This window comes from Telluria beijingensis, assembly GCF_030770395.1.
Taxonomy (GTDB): Bacteria; Pseudomonadota; Gammaproteobacteria; order Burkholderiales; family Burkholderiaceae_D; genus Telluria; species Telluria beijingensis.
In genome coordinates, this window is the sequence record NZ_CP132480.1 from 4071624 (window position 1) to 4089005 (window position 17382).

Below are 17382 nucleotides of genomic sequence, written 5' to 3' on the forward strand. Positions count from 1 at the left end.
GGAGGCGCCTCGAACATGCTGCCGGCCATCGTCATCGAACAACCGCCGCGCCTGGTCCGCGCGATCAAGCTGCTGCCGGGCGAAGCCACGCCGGACGAAGCCGCGATCCTGGCCGACGAGCTGTCCGGGATCACCGCCATGGTGGCCGAGAAGTTCACCAACGACCGCACCGCCGAAGGCGTTGGACGCGCGCTGCTGCTCACCGTCGGCTGTGTTTCGCTGGGCCTGGAATACCTGATCCAGAGCGAGGACGAGGGCGACCTCGACGCGCTCGACATCCTGGTCGGCGAGGGCGCCGAACACGCGTTCCAGGCGGGTTTCCGCATGATCCGCGAGCTGGCCGCGCTGCCCGAGGACAGCCTGGTGAGCGAGTACGACAACGATCCGGTGTACGCCCAGCGCCGCCTGAAGGAGCTGTTCGTCGACATCTGCACCGCCGACCCGGGCGAATCGTGGTCGGGCTACGAGCGCTTCCTGGGCCAGGTCCAGCAGCGCCAGCAGGTCCAGGCGATCGTCAAGGCCGCCGAGTGGCTGCGCAAGAACCACTATGAAGGCGCGGTCAAGGATCCCGACCTGAATGCCGAAGGCGTGATCGCGATGGCCATCATCTTCGCGGCCGAAGGCGGCGCGCGCATCACCGCGCGCACCGGCCAGCGCGAGTTCGAGCGCTTCGTCAAGGCGATGCGCAAGCACAAGCCCGATGTCGAGCAGGGCTGGGCCGAGTTCATGGCGCGTATTCCGCCGGCCCACCAGGCCGTCGTCGCCGAGCGCATCGACATCTACCGCAAGCACTGCACGGTGCTCGAGCAAATCCAGACGCCGGCGACCATCGCCCAGCTGATGGCCGAGCTGGAAAACTACGCCGGTTCCGAACTGGACCCGGAATACCCGTGAATCCCGCCGGCGCGCGCATCGCCGCCGGCAGTCCGGCGTTCCGGCGCATCAACCGCGCAATGGCGTTCGGCGGCTTTTCCATCTTCGCCCTGCTGTACTGCGTGCAGCCTTTGATGCCGCTGCTCGGCCACGATTTTGCCCTGTCGCCGGCCCAGAGCAGCCTGGTGCTGTCGGTGTCCACCGCCACGCTGGCGCTGGCGCTGCTGGGTTCATCGAGCGTGGCCGAGCGCTTCGGCCGCAAGACGGTGATGGTGGCCTCGATGATCAGTGGCGCCGTGCTGACCCTGGCCTGCGCCCTGGCCGCCAACTATACCCAGCTGGTCGCCGTGCGCGGCCTGATGGGCCTGATGCTGGGCGGCTTGCCGGCGGTGGCCATGGCGTATTTGAGCGACGAGATCGAGCCGACCTCGCTCGGCCTGTCGATGGGCATGTACATCAGCGGCAGCGCCTTCGGCGGCATGAGCGGGCGGGTGATCGCGGCCTTCATCAGCGACTTCGCATCATGGCGGGTCGCGGTAGGGCTGCTGGGCGCCGCCGGGCTGTATGCGGCCTGGGAATTTTCGCGCAGCCTGCCGCCGTCGCGCCATGGCGGCGCGCCGCCCGCGCGCGGGCCCGGCTTCGTCGATGGCCTGCGCATCCACCTGCGCGACCCCGGCCTGCCGTGGCTGTTCGCGCTGCCCTTCCTGCTGATGGGCGCTTTCGTGAGCCTGTATAACTACATCGGCTACCGCCTGCTGGCCCCGCCATTCGGGCTGCGCCAGAGCGCGGTCGGGTTGCTGTCGCTGCTCTACCTGCTGGGCATCTTCAGCTCGATGTGGGCCGGCAAGCTGGCCGACCGCCTGGGCCGCCGCAATGTTCTGTGGCTGGTGATGGGCCTCATGATCGCGGGGCTGCTGGTGACCCTGGTCGACGCCATCGTCGCCGTGGTGCTGGGCGTGGGCCTGGCCACCTTCGGCTTCTTCGCCGCCCATTCGGTGGCCAGCAGCTGGGTCGGACGGCGCGCGCAGGCGCCGCAGGCGCTGGCCTCGGGCATCTACCTGTTCTTTTATTATCTCGGCTCGAGCGTGGTGGGGTGGTTCACCGGCCATGTGTACGAGCATTGGGACTGGAATGGGGTGGTGGCGCTGCTGGGGGCGATCCTGGGCATCGGGTTGCTGATCGCGCTGCGGCTACGCAGGCTGGCGCCGGTGCCGCTCAAATAGCAGCGGCAGAAATGAAAACGCCACGCTGGGGGGGCGTGGCGTTTCGGTCGATCAGCGGCGTGCCGCGCGATTGACTGGCGGGCGCGGGCCGCTGCCGGTCTTGCCGAGGTGGCGGAAGGTGATCCGGCCCTTGCTCAGGTCGTAGGGCGACAGTTCCAGGCTGACCTGGTCGCCGGCGATGATGCGGATGTGGTTCTTGCGCATCTTGCCGGACGTGTAGGCGATCAGCTTGTGGCCGTTTTCGCAATCGACGCGGTAACGCGAGTCGGGCAGCACTTCAGCGACGACGCCATTCATTTCGATGAGTTCTTCTTTTGCCATGATGGGCTCCTGTTAGTGTGAATACGAGATTATCTGGCCGGCCTGGCGCGATAGCGCACGGGCGGGCCGTTGAAGCGGCTCGCGCAAGCGAGCGGTATCGGGTGGACATGGCGCAGTGCAGGCGCCTTGCCGGGAGCGAAGAAGCCCGCACGCACGGCAGGCTTCATTGCGATGTCTTCTGGTACAACAAGATACTTCGTTCGGTGTCGTGCGATCCGTGGCAACTGTATGGCGCCGGGCCGTGGGCCCCGCCAATTGCGCAGTGTCGTCCGCATGGACACGATATGGGGGCAGGGTCGTGAATTTCCAGGGGCAATCTTCGTGGCGCTAGTCGATAGCGCCGTTAGGCGCAAAGGAATGACAGATGCTGAATAAGCGATAGTGTAGCACGGTTGACGCATGCTCGCTCATGCTTAAGCTCAATGACGATATAATCAGCGCAATATTCCGTTGCGCGCGGCGCGGCGTTCCAATCCGGTCGTCATGCTCCACGTCAAGCGCGGACTTTCATGAAACGGCCGATTTTCCAGGCAGTGTTCCATGACTACGTATAACTCGGACCGAATTTCAACCGGTATTCCCGGCCTCGACGACATTCTTGGCGGCGGCCTGACGCCGCAACGCCTGTACCTGGTCGAGGGTTCGCCGGGCGCAGGCAAGACCACGCTCGGACTGCAATTCCTGCTCGAGGGCCGCGCCAGGGGGGAGCGGGGACTCTACATCACCCTGTCCGAAACCACCGACGAGCTGATCGCGGTCGGTCACAGCCACGGCTGGGACCTGAACGCGCTGTCGATCTTCGAGCTTGCCAGCGACGGCGAGCTCGACCCTGACGCGCAGCAGTCGGTGTTCCACCCGTCCGAAATCGAGCTGGGCGAAACCACGCGCAATGTCATGAACCAGGTCGACACGCTGCGCCCGGTGCGGGTGGTGTTCGACAGCCTGTCTGAGATGCGCCTGCTGGCCCAGAATCCGCTGCGCTACCGGCGCCAGATCCTTGCGCTCAAACAATTTTTCTCGGCACGGGAATGTACTGTCCTGTTGCTGGATGATAAAACGAGCCAATCCGACCAGCACCTGCACAGCATCGCCCACGGCGTCATCAGCCTCGAGCAGATCGCCAGGGAGTACGGCCAGGAACGGCGCAGGGTCAATATCGTCAAGATGCGCGGGGTACGTTTCCGCGGCGGCTACCACGATTACACGCTCGACACCGGCGGCATCACGATGTATCCGCGCCTGGTCGCCGCCGAGCACATCCGCGATTTCAAGGCCAGTATCAGTTCCAGTGGCAATGCCGAGTTCGACGCCCTGCTGGGTGGCGGCCTGGTGCGCGGCACCAATACGCTGGTGGTCGGTCCATCCGGCATCGGCAAGACGACGCTGTCGACCCGCTGCATGCTGGCCGCGCTCGAGCGTGGCGAGCTGGCCGACTACTACCTGTTCGACGAGGGGCTGGGGACGTTCTTTACCCGCAGCCGGCAACTCGGGCTCGACCTGCAACCCTATGTCGAGGACGAGCGGCTGCGCATCCACCACATCGATCCGGCCGAACTGTCGCCGGGCGAATTCGCGCAGAAGCTGCGCGATGCGGTCGGCGCGCGCAACTCTCGCTTCATCGTGATCGACAGCCTGAATGCCTATCTGCAGGCGATGCCGGGTGAGCAGTACCTGATCCTGCAGATGCACGAGATGCTGTCGTTCCTGAACCAGCAGGGCGTGACCACGATGATGATCCTGGGGCAGCATGGCCTGATGTCCGAGGCCCGCACCGATATCGACCTGAGCTACCTCAGCGACACCACGGTGCTGATGCGCTTCTTCGAGGCAAACGGTAACGTGCGGCGCGCGCTCAGCGTCATCAAGAGCCGCACTACCCGCAACGCCCTGTCCATCCACGAACTGCAGCTGGACGATGGCGGCATCCGGGTCGGCGATCCGCTGGTGGGCTTCGAAGGCGTACTGGCCGGAATCCCTGCCTACCGCGGCCTGACGCCGATGATGGAACAGGCGGGGAATGCCGACTGACCACGCCCATGACGAACGGCTGATCGTGTTCGCGCCCCATGGGCGCGATGCGGGCGTCATGTGTTCGGTACTGCAGCGCGACGGCCTGGCGTGCGCGATCGTCCATGATTTCAGGGCCCTCTGCGCCGCCATCGCGCAGGGCGCGGGCGCGGCGATCGTGGCCGAGGAAGCGTTGCACGGGATCGACAGCGGTCCCTTGCGCCTGTGGCTCGACCAGCAGGCGCCGTGGTCCGACTTTCCGTTCATCGTGCTGCTGACCAAGGTCATCGGCCTGCAGCAGGGTGCGCCGCGCGAACGGCTGGGTGGCTATGGCAACGTGATCCTGCTCGAGCGTCCGCTCAATGCCGAGACCCTGCGCAGCGCCGCGGTCTCGGCGCTGCGCGCGCGGCGCCGCCAGTACCAGGCGCGCGACGTGCTGGCCGACCGCGAACGCACTGCCGAAAGCCTGCGCGAGAGCCGCCAGCAACTGGTGGCGCTCAACGAGACGCTCGAATCGCGCATCGACGAGCGCACCCGCGCGCTGGCCCAGGCCAACGACCGCCTGATGAACGAGGTCATCGAGCGCGAGCGGGTGCAGCAGGCGATGGCGCAATACCAGAAGATGGAAGCGGTGGGGCGCCTGACCGGCGGCATTGCCCACGACTTCAACAACCTGCTCAACGTGGTCCAGGGGAGCATGGACCTGATCCTCCTGATGTCGAAGGACGAGGTGGCCAAGGGCCGCGCCGAGATCGCGCGCAAGGCCTGCCAGCGCGGCGGCAAGCTGACGCGCCAGCTGCTGGCCTTTGCCCGCAACCAGAGCCTGGACCTGCGTGAAACCGGCATCGGCGACCTGTTCGACGGCGTGCGTGAACTGGTCGCCACCTCGCTCGGCTCGCGCATCGGTCTGCGCTTCGAGGTCGACCAGGCCTGTCCGCCGGTGCTGGCCGACGCCAACCAGATGGAGATGGCGCTGCTGAACCTCGCCATCAACGCGCGCGATGCCATGCCCGATGGCGGTGACCTGACCTTCGTCGCCAGGTGCGATGCGCCGCCGCCGGGCTTCCTGGCGGCCGGCGATTATGTGCGCATCTCCGTGACCGACAGCGGCGCCGGCATGGCGCCGGAACTGGTAGCCAAGGTGTTCGAACCCTTTTTCACCACCAAGGGTGTGGGCGGCACCGGCCTGGGCCTGAGCCAGGTGTACGGCATGGCGCAGCAGTCGGGCGGCGGCGCGCGCATCCTCAGCGAACCGGGGGTGGGCACCACGGTCGAGATCTGGCTGCGGGCAGCGACCGGGCAGGATGCCACCGAACCGGCGCCGCCGGCGCGCATGCCGGCCACCATCGACCCGGCGCGCATCCTGATCGTCGAGGACGACGATTTCGTGCGCGCCTCGATGGTGTCGTCGCTCGAGGCGCTCGGCCACACGGTGCGCCAGGCTTCCGACGGCGAGGCCGGCCTGCGCGCGCTGCACGCCGAGCGGCCCGACCTCCTGATCACCGACTACCTGATGCCGGGCATGACCGGCGCCGAACTGATGCAGCGCACGCGCGCGATGTTCCCCGGCCTGCCGATGATCATCGCCACCGGCTATGCCGACATGAAGGCGATCGAGCAGGTGATCGGCGACGGCGTGGTACTGCGCAAACCCTTCCAGCTGGCCGAGCTGGCGGTGAGCGTCGGCCAGGCGCTCGAGCGCCAGCGACAAGAGGCGCGCTAGCGTGCAAGCCTGTTTCATTGACTAAACTATAATTCCCGACTCATCGGGAGCATCCAGCCCGGTCCACCCACTTTCAGATGGCGCCCGTGACGACTGCAACCGACCATTTCGACTATGAAGCGCATCTCGCCGCCTGCGCGCGCGGCGACCGCCAGGCCCTGCGCCGCCTGTACGACCAGGAAAGCCCGCGCCTGCTGGGCGTGGCCCTGCGCATCGTGCGCGAGCGCCAGGCGGCCGAGGACGTCCTGCACGATGCCTTCGTCAGCATCTGGACCCGCGCCGCCAGCTTCGACGCCACCCGCGGTTCGGGCCGCGGCTGGATGTACACCGTGGTGCGCCACGCGGCGCTGGATGCGGTGCGCGATGGCGGGCGCGAAGTGGGTGTCGACGAGGAAGCGCTCGATGCGCTCGGCAGCGAGTCCTTCGATCCGGGCATGCAGGACGCCTTCGAGCTGCGCCAGGACATGGGGCGCCTGCACGACTGCCTTAGCCGGCTCGACGTCGCCAAGCGCAACAGCATCCTGCACGCCTATATCGACGGCTTCTCGCACAGCGAGATCGCCGAGCGCCTCAAGTCGCCGCTGGGCACGGTCAAGGCCTGGATCAAGCGCGGGATGAGCGCACTGCGGGAGTGCATGGTATGAATCCACATCGCGATCCGTACGAACTGGCCGGCGAATATGTGCTGGGCACCCTGTCGACAGAACGGCGGCACGAGGTCGATGCCATGCTGCCGAAGGATGCCACCTTGCGCGCCGCCGTCGCCTATTGGGAAGAACGCCTGCTGCCGTTGACCGCGCTGGTCGAGCCGGTGCCGGCGCCGGCCACCCTGTGGTCGCGCATTGAGCGCAGCCTGGGACCGGCTGCCGCGCCTGCTGCCGCGGTCCGGACCAGCTGGTGGGAGCGTCTCGGCCTGTGGCGAGGACTGGCTGCCGGCGGCTTCGCCGCTGCCGCGATCATGGCCGTGATGGTCGGCGTCAACCTGTACGAAGTGGAACAGGCGCGCTATATGGTGGTGCTGGCCGCGCCGCAGACCGCGGGGCCGGGCTGGGTGCTGGAACTGGTCGGCGACGACACCTTGCGCCTGAAACCGCTGGTCAATACCGCGGTGCCGGCCGATCGCGCATTGCAGTTGTGGACCAAGGCCGACGACTGGGAAGGCCCGGTGTCGCTCGGGTTGGTCAAGCCAGGCGAATCGGTCGAGGTCAAGCTCGCCAACCTGCCGAAGGTGGTGCCGAACCAGCTGTTCGAGATCACGCTGGAACCAGCCGCCGGCTCGCCGATCGGCCGTCCGACCGGCCCGATTCTCTACATCGGGCGCGCGGTCAGCATATAACAAAGGCTGGGTGGCGGCCCGCATGCCGCCACCCATCCTCCATCAGCGCAGCCAGATCGCGATGTCGCGCACGCCTGGCGTGCCACTGCCGATCACCGAGGTGGCGGGCGTCGCCGCGCCGTTCACCGGGGTGCCCGCACCGGTCGTCAAGTTCACCCGGTACAGCGAACTCGGACCGCCGGCCGTGGTGCGCAGCGCCGCCAGCACCAGGCCATTTTCCCCGCCACCGATATCCATGCCGCCATCGCCCGCCACCGTCACGCCCAGCGGGCCGACGTTGACCAGCGTGCCGTCGTTCGGCGGATTCTGCAGCGCCAGCACCGAACTCGCGCTGTCGACGTCGAACAACTGGGTTGCCGTCGCGTTCGGGATGCTGTTGGTGTAGGCCGCGGCCGTCACGATCGGCGCCACGCCGGCGCGGTTGATATTGCCGTCGGTGGTGGTGGCGCCCGTATCGATATTGATGCGCAGGCTCTGGCCGGTATTGCCGATCACGCGCAGGCGGTCGGCCACCGGGTTGAAGTCGACCGCGAACGCCGTGCCCTGCATGCCGGTGTAGGGCGCGGTGGTGTCGGCCGCATCGGCGCTGAGCGTGGCCTTGACGGTCGCGGCGCCAGTGGCCGGGTCGATCGTGACCAGGCGCGCGGTCGACGTGAGACCGTACAGCATGCCGTCCTTGGGACGCACGTCGATCCCGACCAGCGTCTCGCCGCCGGCCAGGCCGCTGATCGCAACATTGGTGTCGATCGTGTTCGGCGACGTCACCTTGAAGCCCAGCAGGCGGTTATCGTCAGACAGCCCCAGCACCACCGGCGCCGCCGCGCCGCGCAGCGCGATGCCGCGGATGTCTTCGGTCACGCCGACGGCGCCGATCAGGGTGGTCGGGGCGCTGGTCGCGGCCAGGTTCACGCCGTACAGGTTGCGCGCGCCGCCGACCGTGGCAATCATGTAGCCCATATTGGTGCGCGCATCGATGTCGAAGCCGTTGGCGGCGCCGATGGTGATGCCGAGCGGGACCGGCATGGCCAGCGTGCCGTCGTTGGGCGGGTTCTGCGTGTACAGCGTCGAGTTGGCGCCGTCGATACCGTATAGCGTGGTGGAACCGGTGCCGGCGAACGAATTGGTATAGGCCGAGGCCGAGATCGCCGTATTCGCCGCGCCGCCGTTGATGCTGCCGTCGGTGGTGGTGGCGCCGGTGTCGACATTGATGCGCAGGCTCTGGCCGGTATTGCTCACGATGCGCAGGCGGTCGGCCATCGGGTTGAAGTCGACGCCGAAGCTGGTCCCGGCCAGGGCGGTGAACGGCTGCGTGGTGTCGGCCGCATCGGCCGCCAGGCGCGATTTATTGGTGGCGGCGCCGGTGGCGGCATCCAGCGTGTACAGGCGGCCGGTCGAACCGACGCCATACAGCATGCCGTCGGCCGGGCGCACATCGATGCCCAGCAGGTTTTCGCCGCTCTGCAGGCCGGTCACCAGCACATTGCTGCGGATGGTGCCGGGCGTTGCGCGGTCAAACGAGACCAGGCGGTTGCTGGCGGTCAGGGCGACCACGTCGCCGACGGTCACGGCCGGCGGCGGTGGGGTGGTCGGCGGCGTCACGGTATCGTGGTCGTCGTTGCTGCTGCCGCAGGCGGCCAGGGCGAGGGCGATCGAAGAAACCAGGATCAGTTTGGCGAAGGGGGCTTGGGTCATGATGTGTCCTCAGTAAGAATTGCTTGTTTGAATTCATTAGGGCGCATCGCGGCCGGGCTGGCTGCAATGTTGGCGCTTGTACTACTCGCCAGATGCGGGAATGGATGCAGCTTGCGAAAAAATATTTTCAAAAAGCTGAGATATGCATGTATGCAGCATAAATGTCTGCTGGACAATTGTTTACGCAAGACATAGGCTGGTCGTTTTCATTGCCGAGACGACCATGCACATGCTGAACCGGACCATCATTGCTGCCGCCTTGTTCCTGGGCGCAGGCCTGGCGCAAGCGACGGGCTTCACACCCTGCGCCGACGCGGCGAGCGATCCGGCACTGGCCGGCAGCCTGTGCGCGCGCGAGGAAGTGCCGGGCGATCCATCCGGTTTGTCAGGGGCGCCGGCCAGGCCGATGTCCCTGTTCGTCCGCCAATTCCCCACGCAAGGCACATCGCGCGGCCAGGTGTGGCTGGTCGCCGGCGGTCCCGGCGAATCGGGCGCCGCGTTCTACGGCATGCTGCCGATCCTGCGCCGCGCCTTCCCCGGCTTCGACCTGGTCATGCCGGACCACCGCGGCACCGGCTTCTCGACCCGCATGTGCCCGGTCGAGGAAGCGCCCGATTCGCCCGGCGGCACGGCGCTCGACGGGGCCGAGTGGGGCAGCTGTTTTGCGCACCTGAACGCGCATCCGGCCTACACCCGCCAGTTCTCGCAAACGAATGCCGCCCACGACCTGAAGCTGCTGCTGGAGCGGACCCCGCACCAGGGCAAGACTTTTGTGTACGGCGTTTCCTACGGCACCCAGCTGGTGCTGCGCACGATGGCGATGGGGGCAAAGGTGGATGGGGTGGTGCTGGATTCGCTGGTGCCGTTGCAGGACGACGCCAGCGCCGACCTGAGCCGGCACTCGCTGGTCGCCGACGAGGTCGGGCGCAAACTCCTGGCAGGCTGCGACCGCGGCCGCTGCGGCCATCGCATCGGCGAACCGATCGAGCCGCTCTACCGGCGGCTGCTGGCGCGCGCCGAGGCCGAGCCAGCGCTGCTGGCGAATGTGCCCGGCAAGAACCTGAAGCGTTTCTTTGGCAGCCTGTTCGATTTTCCCAAGCTGGCAGCCAGGATTCCCGACATCATCAAGGAGCTCGATGCCGGCCAGGATGCGCAATTGAAGGCGACGCTGGCCGACTTCCAGCGCGAATACGAGAGCATGGGAAGCTTCCCGCAACGGCCGCCGTCGATGCCGCTGGTGATCCTGATCAGCGGTTCCGAGAACGATCTGCAGCCACGGCGCACGATGGAAGAGGTGAAGCAGGAAGAGGCGGGGCTGCTGTTCGCGAGCAGCATACCGGGCCACCTGGTCGGCAAGCCGATTCCCCTGTATGAACGCGATGAATGGTTCGCGCGCCTGCCGGCTCGCCTGCCGCCGACGCTGGTCCTGCATGGCGACCGCGACGCCAAGACCCATTACGGCTCCGCCGTGCGCCACATCGAGGCGCTGCGCAAGGCCGGGCCGGTACAGCTGTTTACCAACGAGCTCGGCGGCCATTTCGTGCTGTGGGCCGACGACAAGTGCACGACGGACGAGGTGATGCAGTTCGTGCTGGGTGACGAGGTCAAGACGCGCTGTGTCGTGATCACTTACAGCCACTAAGGCCACTAATCACGCGGTGGCGCTGCGCAGGCGCGCCACCAGCGGCGCCAGCACCACCGCCAGCACTGCGAACCCGGCCGCGACATAGCCGACCATGTCCAGGCCAAGCCACGGGATCACGGCCCCGCCCAGCATGGCGCCGATCCCGATCCCCGCATTCGCGGCCGACACGTTGGCGGTGCCGGCCAGCGCCTGCGAATGGGTGGCCGACTTCATCACCCGCACCTGGCAGATCGGGAACAGGCCGGTATAGGCGATGCCCCACAGCGCCAGCACCGCGCAGAACAGCAATGGGCTGCCGGCCGCCGGCACGCACAACGCCATGCCCAGCGCCAGCAGGCCGGCGAAGAGCGCGGTGGCCTTGAGGGGCGCGCGGTCGACGACCTTGCCACCGAGCCAGTTGCCGACCAGGCCGATCGCGCCGAAGCCCATCAGCCACCAGCCGACATCGACCGGCGCCACGCCGGCGATGCGCTCGAGGATGTCGGCCAGGTAGGTGTAGGCGGTGAACATGGCGGTGAACACCAGAATCGACAGGGCGACGTTGGCCAGGAAATACGGCTCGCGGAACAGCCGCGCCTGCGAGCGGAAATCCACGCGCTTGGCGCGCGCCACGGCCGGCATCAGGCGCCACAAGGCGAACGCGATCGCCAGCGACAGGATGGCCAGGATCCAGAACGCGCTGCGCCAGCCGATGCTGTTGGCGGCAAGCGTGCCCAGCGGGATGCCGAACAGCAGGGCCGCCGAGATGCCGAGGTAGACCTTGGCCACCGCCTGGCCGGCCTTGCCGGGCCCGGCCAGTTCGCCGGCGGTCTCGCTGGCCGTACCCCAGAACACGGGCAGGGCCAGCGCCGGAATGAAGCGCGCCAGCGCCAGGACCCAGATATTCGAGGCGACCGCCGCCAGGGCATTCGACAGCGCGAACACGACTAGCACGCCGATGAACAGCGCCTTGCGGTCGAGGTGCGACAGCCAGGCCGTCAGCGGCGGGCCGAACAGCATGACGGTGAACGCGAACAGCGTGACCAGCTGGCCGGCCAGCGAGATGGAGATGCGGAGGTCGCGCGACAGTGCCGGCAGCAGGCCGACGATCAGGAATTCGGTAGTAACGACCAAAAAGCCGGCCAGCGCCAGGATGAAGATCGACAGCGAGGCGGAAGGCGATGCCGCCGGCGTCGCTGCCGCGGTGGAACAGGTTGGTGTAGACATAGAGCAGATGACGGATTGATCAGGGGCGCCATGGTATTGGAAATGGGATTTCCTATCTCAGGTATTTATTCCTATACTTAGCGGAATTCAATTCCGGAATCGACGATGCAGAATAGCGAACGCCTGAAGGGTGTCGATGTGTTCGTGGCCGTGGCCCAGTCGGGCAGCTTCGTGCGCGCGGCCGGGCGCCTCAACCTGACCGGCTCGGCCGTCGGCAAGGCCATTGCCCGCCTCGAGGCGCGCCTGGGCACGCGCCTGTTCGAGCGCACCACGCGTCGGTTGTGCCTGACCGACGCCGGCACCCGTTTCCTGGACGCCTGCACCCGGGTGCTGGGCGAACTCGAGGAGGCCGAGCTGGCGCTGCACGCCGAAGGCGCCTTGATTGCCGGGCGCCTGCGCATCGACTTGCCGGCGACCTATGGCCGGGTGATGGTGCTGCCGGTGCTGGCCGCCTTTTTGCAGCGCTATCCGCGCATCAAACCGGTGGTCTCGTTCACCGACCGCTATGTCGACGTCATCGGCGAGGGAATCGACGTCACGGTGCGCATCGGCAGTCCGGAAGCCTGGTCGCCGCTGCTGGGCCACCGTTTCGTGGGCCAGGACCAGAAAGTATTCTGCGCGGCGCCCGGCTACCTGGAGGCGCACGGCGTGCCGGCCTCGCTCGAGGACCTGGACCGGCATGCGGCGATCATGTACGGCAAGGCCGACGGCACGGTCAGCGCCTGGCTGCTGCGGCATGGCAGCGCCCTGGTCGAGCGGCGCGGCGCCGACGAACGGATCGTGGCGGGCGATGCCGAAGCGCAGGCCGGGCTGGTCCTGGCGGGCCTGGGCGTGGCGCAGATGTCGACCTGGCTGGTCGGGCGCCAGCTGCGCGATGGCAGCCTGGTGCAGATCCTGCCGCGCCATGCGACCGCGGGCCTGCCGATCCACGTGGTGTGGCCGAAGGCGAAGGAAGACGTGCCGCGCGTGCGCGAACTGGTCGAGACCTTGTGCACGGCGCTGGAATGGGACAGCCTGAATGCCGGCTGGAACGCACCGCCATTGTCCCGCGGAACGGGCGAAATCGATGCTTGATAAATAACGATTCCGTCCTAAGCTGGAAGCCTCCAGTGGATTTTTCCACGCCTTTTTGAGGAGGTCATCATGCTGCAAACAGCAGAAATCCAGCAACGTTTTAAAAGCGTCCAGCAGGTCGTGAACCAGGCCGAGCAGGTGTGCCAGAGCGACCAGAGCGTGCCGGGCGAGATCCGCGACTGCATCCACAAGATCGCCGAGCAGGCCGGGCAGGCGCAAAGCGTCATGCAATCGAACGACCAGTCGCGCATGATCCAGGCCATCGACGACCTGGAAGCCATGGGCGACGAGGCCAAGCGGGTCTGCACCTCGACCCGTCCGTCACCGCAAGTCCAGTCGGTCATCGTGCGCGTGCACGACGAGCTGTCGAACCTGAAGCACCAGCTGCACTGATCGTCACACCACTCCCTGGTCGCGCAAGGCCGCGATCTCTTCCTCGCTCCTGCCCAGCACGTCGCGCAACACCTCATGCGTGTGCTGGCCCAGCAGGGGCGGGGCCATCCCGCTCGTCGCCGGCGTGGCCGACATCCGGATCGGATTGCGCACCAGTTTCACCTGGCCCGCACTCGGATGCGGCAAGTCGATCGCCATCGCGCGCGCCTGCACCTGCTCGTTGGCGAACACTTCGCCGACGTCGTTGATCGGGCCGCAGGGCACGCCTTTTTCTTCCAGCAGGGCGATCCATTCATCGCGTTTCTTGAGCTTGACCATCTCGGCCAGCAGCGGCACCAGCAGCTCGCGGTTCTGCACGCGCAGCGGATTGGTGGCGAAGCGCGGGTCGCTGCCCAGTTCGGGCCGCCCGCCGGCCTCGACGAACTTCTGGTACTGGCCGTCGTTGCCGGTGGCGACGATCAGGTGGCCATCGAGGCAGGCGAAGGTCTGGTAGGGCACGATATTGGCGTGCGCATTGCCCCAGCGCCTGGGCGGCTTGCCGCTGTTGAGGTAATTGCTGCCGACATTGGCCAGCATCGCCACCTGCGTGTCGAGCAGGGCCATGTCGATGTGCTGGCCTTCGCCCGTGCGGTCGCGATAGGTGAGGGCGGCCAGCACGGCCACCGTCGCATACATGCCGGTCATGAGGTCGGTCAGCGCCACGCCGGCCTTTTGCGGGCCGCCGCCGGGCAGGTCGTCGCGCTCGCCGGTGACCGACATCAGGCCGCCCATGCCCTGGATCAGGAAATCATAGCCGGCGCGATGGGCATAGGGGCCGTCCTGGCCGAAGCCGGTGATCGAGCAGTAGACCAGGTCGGGCTTGATGGCTTTCAGCGATTCGTAGTCGAGGCCGTAGCGCTTGAGGTGGCCGACCTTGAAGTTCTCGAGCACCACGTCGCAATGCAGCACCAGATCGCGCAGCAGGGCCTGGCCCTCGGCGCTGGCAATATCGACCGTGACCGAGCGCTTGCCGCGGTTGGCCGACAGGTAATAGGCAGCTTCCAGCGTGTCGTTACCCTGCGCATCCTTCGCATACGGCGGGCCCCAGGCGCGGGTGTCGTCGCCGGCGCCGGGACGCTCGATCTTGATCACGTCGGCGCCGAGGTCGGCCAGGTTCTGCGAGCACCACGGGCCGGCCAGCACGCGCGACAGGTCGAGCACGCGGATGTGGCCGAGGGCTTTCGGCAGCGCGGAGGAAGGTGATGATGGGGTCATGTCTCGTTCTTCTTGTGGGCTAGCTGGAACGAGAATTATAGCTTTCCACAAGCAAAGCGCTGCCAGCAATGGCCGACCGAAACACTGCGGTGCCTCGGTCGATGGTAGGTCAGGTCCCGGACTGCACGGCAGCGATCGTGTCTGCCTCCGCCTGACTATCGCCCCCCGCCACCTGCCTTCGGCCTTCGGCCTCCAGTTCGAGCGCGCAGCGCTCGGCCTTCTCCGCATTGCGCAATTCGACATACCGGCGCAGCGCATCGTCCAGCGTCGGCAGCAGCGCACCGCGCTCGCTGTGCAGCGATGAATACGCCGGCCGCGCCGCCGTGAAGCCGAATTCGGTCGCCGGTTTCGCTTCCAGCGTCGACGCATCGACCCCGACCAGTTCGGCCGCGCGGCGCGCCAGACCGGCCCAGGTCAGCTCGCCCTTGTTGGCAAGGTGCCAGATGCCGGCCTCGCGATCCACCGCGAGATCCAGGCAGGCGTGCACCAGGTCGGGCACATAGGTCGGCGAAATGGTCAGGTCGCTGGCGGCCACGAAGGCGTCGCCGCGTTCCAGCGCATCGAGGGCGTGGGTCACGAAGTTGTGCTGGTCCCACGGCCCGAAGAAGGCACTGGTGCGCACCACCAGCGCGCCCGGGTGGTTGGCCAGTACCGCGCGCTCGGCGTCGAGCTTGCTGCGGCCATAGACGTTGAGCGGATTGGGCGTATCCGATTCGACGTAGGGGCGCTCGTTGCTGCCATCGAATACCAGGTCGCTCGAGAAGGTGGTCAGGTGGATGCCGTGGCGCGCGCAGGCCGCGGCCAGGATCGCGGCGCCATGCGTGTTCTCGCGCTGGCAGCGCTCCATCTCGTGCTCGGCGTCGTCGACCCGCACATAGCCGCAGGTATTCACGACCGCCCAGGGCTTGTGTTGCGCCAGCGCGCGCTCGACCGAGTCGGCGTCGGCGATGTCCATGTCCTGGCGCGACAGCAGGTGATGGGCCAGGTTGCGCTTGTCACAGATGCGGGCGAAGGCCCGGCCCAGGGTGCCGGTGGCGCCGAGGATCAGGATCGGCGCGGCCTCGGTGCCCACCAGGCGGTGGCCGTCGGCCGCGATCGAGGTCAGGGCGGCCGGCGTGGCGACCGGCTGCTGGCACAGGAAGCGGCCCGGCCGGCGCCACCAGCCTTGCGCGCGCAGTACCGGGTGCGACAGCGGCGCGCCGCTCGACAGTTCGCGCATCATCGCCGCCAGCGCGGTCGGGCGCGGCATGGGCGAACGCACGTCCAGCGGGCCCGGTTCGTAGTAGCCACGCTCGACCGTTACCAGGCTGTTCCAGTCGAAGGAGCCGAGCAGGGCCCAGACCGTGACCGCGCGCACGTCGACGCCGTTGTCGCGCGACTGCTGGGCCGCTTCCCAGATCTCGAGCAGCCAGCGCATCTGGTCTTCGCGGTTGGCGTCGATGTGGGCTTCGGTAATCGCCAGCGGGATGCCATAGCGTTCCCAGATCTCGGACAGCAGCGGGGCGATGCCCGGCGTCGGCGTGGCCAGCACGCGCGAAGCCTCGATGTCGGCGCAGGGGATGCCGTCGGCCATGCCGCGGTGGTTGGGCGGGAAGCGCTCCGGGCGGTGATCGAGCCAGCGCTCGCTGGTCACATAGTAGTTGACGCCGATCAGGTCGGGCGGGCAGGGGTTGTCGCGGAACCAGAGGATGTCCTCTTGCGTGACACCGGTCTTGAGCAGGTAGTTCCACAGCTTGTGCTCGGGGCCGACCATGCCGCACAGCAGGTCCCAGCCCAGCCAGCGGCGCTCGTTATAGAACTCGGCCACATGGCCCAGTTCGGGCGTGCTGTAGGTCTTGCCGAGGTCGTCGGTCTGCACCAGTTTTGCGTGCGGGTTGACGGCGCGGATGGCGCGCATCGCCAGCACGGTGGCGCGGCACTGGTTGAACAGGGCGTCGATGAAGGTGCGGTCGTCGCGGCCATGCGGGTACCAGACGCCATACAGGCCGGCGAAGCGCGCCGTGGTGCAGATCTCGTTGACCGGGGTATAGAACTCGAGCCACGGATAGCGCGCGGCGACCGCGCCGGCATAGTCGGCCAGTTCTTGTGCGAAGCCGGGATCGACCAGGCTCGTGTGGCGCGGGCCGCTGCCGTGGTGGATCAGGCCGGCGATCGGGGTGACGCCAGCCTCGCGCAAGGCGGCCAGGCGCTCGTCCGGCCAGCGCCAGTCGGCCTGTTCGACGCCGTCGGGGGCGGTGCGTTCCCACAGGATGGGGTAGCGGATGGCGCGGATGCCGAGCCCGGCAAAGCGCGCGATGTCGCAGGCGCGGGCATGGTGGCCGTTGCGGTCCAGCTGGCTGAAATAGGTGTCTTGCACGCGGTTGACCGTGCATTCGAGGCCGCCCCACAATTCAAGGGGGTGTGCTGGGCTGTTCGTGCTCTTGTTCATGATTGTTCTTATTCCTTAATTTTATGGCAACAAAATCTCGACAAGCAATTGCGACCGGTAATCACGCTGCGTGGGGAAGCCCTGCTTGCCGGGACATGGTGCGGAAGCGGTTGACAGCGCGCCGCCAACCTGCAACCATGCGGTCCATGATCTTTCCGAAAGCACATCTCATTCTTGCCTGGTGGCGCCGCTCCTAGCGCGCGGCCC

At 67.1% G+C, this 17382-nt stretch carries 14 protein-coding genes; 9 read left to right on the forward strand and 5 right to left on the reverse strand.

Annotated features, from left to right (window positions below; translation table 11 throughout):
- Window positions 1-15: 15 nt before the first annotated feature.
- Complete coding sequence (locus tag Q9246_RS18095; RefSeq protein ID WP_306398218.1) at window positions 16-894, forward strand: hypothetical protein; 879 nt, start codon at window positions 16-18, stop codon at window positions 892-894.
- Complete coding sequence (locus tag Q9246_RS18100) at window positions 891-2096, forward strand: MFS transporter (protein WP_306392078.1); 1206 nt, start codon at window positions 891-893, stop codon at window positions 2094-2096. Before Q9246_RS18095 ends, Q9246_RS18100 begins: the two co-directional genes overlap by 4 nt.
- A 51-nt stretch (window positions 2097-2147) precedes the next feature.
- On the opposite strand, the gene infA is transcribed toward Q9246_RS18100, so the two are convergent.
- Window positions 2148-2417: a translation initiation factor IF-1 gene (gene infA / locus Q9246_RS18105; protein WP_005668826.1), complete on the reverse strand. Its 270-nt coding sequence runs from the start codon at window positions 2415-2417 to the stop codon at window positions 2148-2150.
- 540 nt (window positions 2418-2957) lie between these two features.
- Here infA and Q9246_RS18110 point away from each other — a divergent pair.
- The 4 genes from Q9246_RS18110 to Q9246_RS18125 all read left to right on the forward strand — a co-directional run bounded on the left by Q9246_RS18110 (window position 2958) and on the right by Q9246_RS18125 (window position 7483).
- Entirely contained in the window at window positions 2958-4445 is a 1488-nt protein-coding gene (locus Q9246_RS18110; RefSeq protein WP_306392083.1) for an ATPase domain-containing protein, read from the forward strand.
- On the forward strand, window positions 4435-6147 hold the full coding sequence (locus Q9246_RS18115; protein WP_306392084.1) for a response regulator: 1713 nt from the start codon (window positions 4435-4437) through the stop codon (window positions 6145-6147). Before Q9246_RS18110 ends, Q9246_RS18115 begins: the two co-directional genes overlap by 11 nt.
- A 77-nt stretch (window positions 6148-6224) precedes the next feature.
- Window positions 6225-6791 carry a sigma-70 family RNA polymerase sigma factor gene (locus Q9246_RS18120; protein ID WP_306392086.1) on the forward strand — a complete coding sequence of 189 codons (567 nt, stop codon included), beginning with the start codon at window positions 6225-6227 and terminating at the stop codon, window positions 6789-6791.
- Window positions 6788-7483: an anti-sigma factor gene (locus Q9246_RS18125; protein ID WP_306392087.1), complete on the forward strand. Its 696-nt coding sequence runs from the start codon at window positions 6788-6790 to the stop codon at window positions 7481-7483. Before Q9246_RS18120 ends, Q9246_RS18125 begins: the two co-directional genes overlap by 4 nt.
- 42 nt (window positions 7484-7525) lie before the next feature.
- Here the strand turns inward: Q9246_RS18125 and Q9246_RS18130 are convergent, their stop codons facing one another.
- A complete protein-coding gene (locus Q9246_RS18130; protein WP_306392089.1) occupies window positions 7526-9175 on the reverse strand; it encodes a DUF4394 domain-containing protein in 1650 nt (549 codons plus the stop codon).
- A 223-nt stretch (window positions 9176-9398) separates the two neighbouring features.
- Between Q9246_RS18130 and Q9246_RS18135 the strand changes: the two genes are divergently transcribed.
- On the forward strand, window positions 9399-10817 hold the full coding sequence (locus Q9246_RS18135) for an alpha/beta fold hydrolase (protein WP_306392091.1): 1419 nt from the start codon (window positions 9399-9401) through the stop codon (window positions 10815-10817).
- A 9-nt stretch (window positions 10818-10826) separates the two neighbouring features.
- On the opposite strand, the gene Q9246_RS18140 is transcribed toward Q9246_RS18135, so the two are convergent.
- A complete protein-coding gene (locus Q9246_RS18140) occupies window positions 10827-12026 on the reverse strand; it encodes an MFS transporter (RefSeq protein WP_306392093.1) in 1200 nt (399 codons plus the stop codon).
- Window positions 12027-12131: 105 nt separating this feature from the next.
- Between Q9246_RS18140 and Q9246_RS18145 the strand changes: the two genes are divergently transcribed.
- On the forward strand, window positions 12132-13100 hold the full coding sequence (locus tag Q9246_RS18145) for a LysR family transcriptional regulator (RefSeq protein ID WP_306392094.1): 969 nt from the start codon (window positions 12132-12134) through the stop codon (window positions 13098-13100).
- A gap of 69 nt (window positions 13101-13169) precedes the next feature.
- Complete coding sequence (locus Q9246_RS18150) at window positions 13170-13493, forward strand: hypothetical protein (protein WP_306392096.1); 324 nt, start codon at window positions 13170-13172, stop codon at window positions 13491-13493.
- Between the two features lie 3 nt (window positions 13494-13496).
- On the opposite strand, the gene Q9246_RS18155 is transcribed toward Q9246_RS18150, so the two are convergent.
- Both Q9246_RS18155 and Q9246_RS18160 read right to left on the reverse strand, forming a co-directional pair.
- Window positions 13497-14747, reverse strand: a complete 1251-nt coding sequence (locus Q9246_RS18155; RefSeq protein WP_306392098.1) for a CaiB/BaiF CoA transferase family protein — start codon at window positions 14745-14747, stop codon at window positions 13497-13499.
- A gap of 109 nt (window positions 14748-14856) precedes the next feature.
- Window positions 14857-17175 carry a family 1 glycosylhydrolase gene (locus Q9246_RS18160; RefSeq protein ID WP_306392100.1) on the reverse strand — a complete coding sequence of 773 codons (2319 nt, stop codon included), beginning with the start codon at window positions 17173-17175 and terminating at the stop codon, window positions 14857-14859.
- Window positions 17176-17382: the final 207 nt, after the last annotated feature.

What these genes read in the sequence shown, in the direction of transcription:
- Q9246_RS18160 (WP_306392100.1), bottom strand. Translation starts at nt 17,175, where the DNA reads ATGAACAAGAGCACGAACAGCCCAGCACACCCCCTTGAATTGTGGGGC.
- Q9246_RS18115 (WP_306392084.1), top strand. Translation starts at nt 4,435, where the DNA reads ATGCCGACTGACCACGCCCATGACGAACGGCTGATCGTGTTCGCGCCC.
- Q9246_RS18135 (WP_306392091.1), top strand. Translation starts at nt 9,399, where the DNA reads ATGCACATGCTGAACCGGACCATCATTGCTGCCGCCTTGTTCCTGGGC.
- Q9246_RS18150 (WP_306392096.1), top strand. Translation starts at nt 13,170, where the DNA reads ATGCTGCAAACAGCAGAAATCCAGCAACGTTTTAAAAGCGTCCAGCAG.
- Q9246_RS18120 (WP_306392086.1), top strand. Translation starts at nt 6,225, where the DNA reads ATGGCGCCCGTGACGACTGCAACCGACCATTTCGACTATGAAGCGCAT.
- Q9246_RS18095 (WP_306398218.1), top strand. Translation starts at nt 16, where the DNA reads ATGCTGCCGGCCATCGTCATCGAACAACCGCCGCGCCTGGTCCGCGCG.
- Q9246_RS18155 (WP_306392098.1), bottom strand. Translation starts at nt 14,747, where the DNA reads ATGACCCCATCATCACCTTCCTCCGCGCTGCCGAAAGCCCTCGGCCAC.
- Q9246_RS18130 (WP_306392089.1), bottom strand. Translation starts at nt 9,175, where the DNA reads ATGACCCAAGCCCCCTTCGCCAAACTGATCCTGGTTTCTTCGATCGCC.
- Q9246_RS18145 (WP_306392094.1), top strand. Translation starts at nt 12,132, where the DNA reads ATGCAGAATAGCGAACGCCTGAAGGGTGTCGATGTGTTCGTGGCCGTG.
- infA (WP_005668826.1), bottom strand. Translation starts at nt 2,417, where the DNA reads ATGGCAAAAGAAGAACTCATCGAAATGAATGGCGTCGTCGCTGAAGTG.
- Q9246_RS18110 (WP_306392083.1), top strand. Translation starts at nt 2,958, where the DNA reads ATGACTACGTATAACTCGGACCGAATTTCAACCGGTATTCCCGGCCTC.
- Q9246_RS18140 (WP_306392093.1), bottom strand. Translation starts at nt 12,026, where the DNA reads ATGTCTACACCAACCTGTTCCACCGCGGCAGCGACGCCGGCGGCATCG.
- Q9246_RS18125 (WP_306392087.1), top strand. Translation starts at nt 6,788, where the DNA reads ATGAATCCACATCGCGATCCGTACGAACTGGCCGGCGAATATGTGCTG.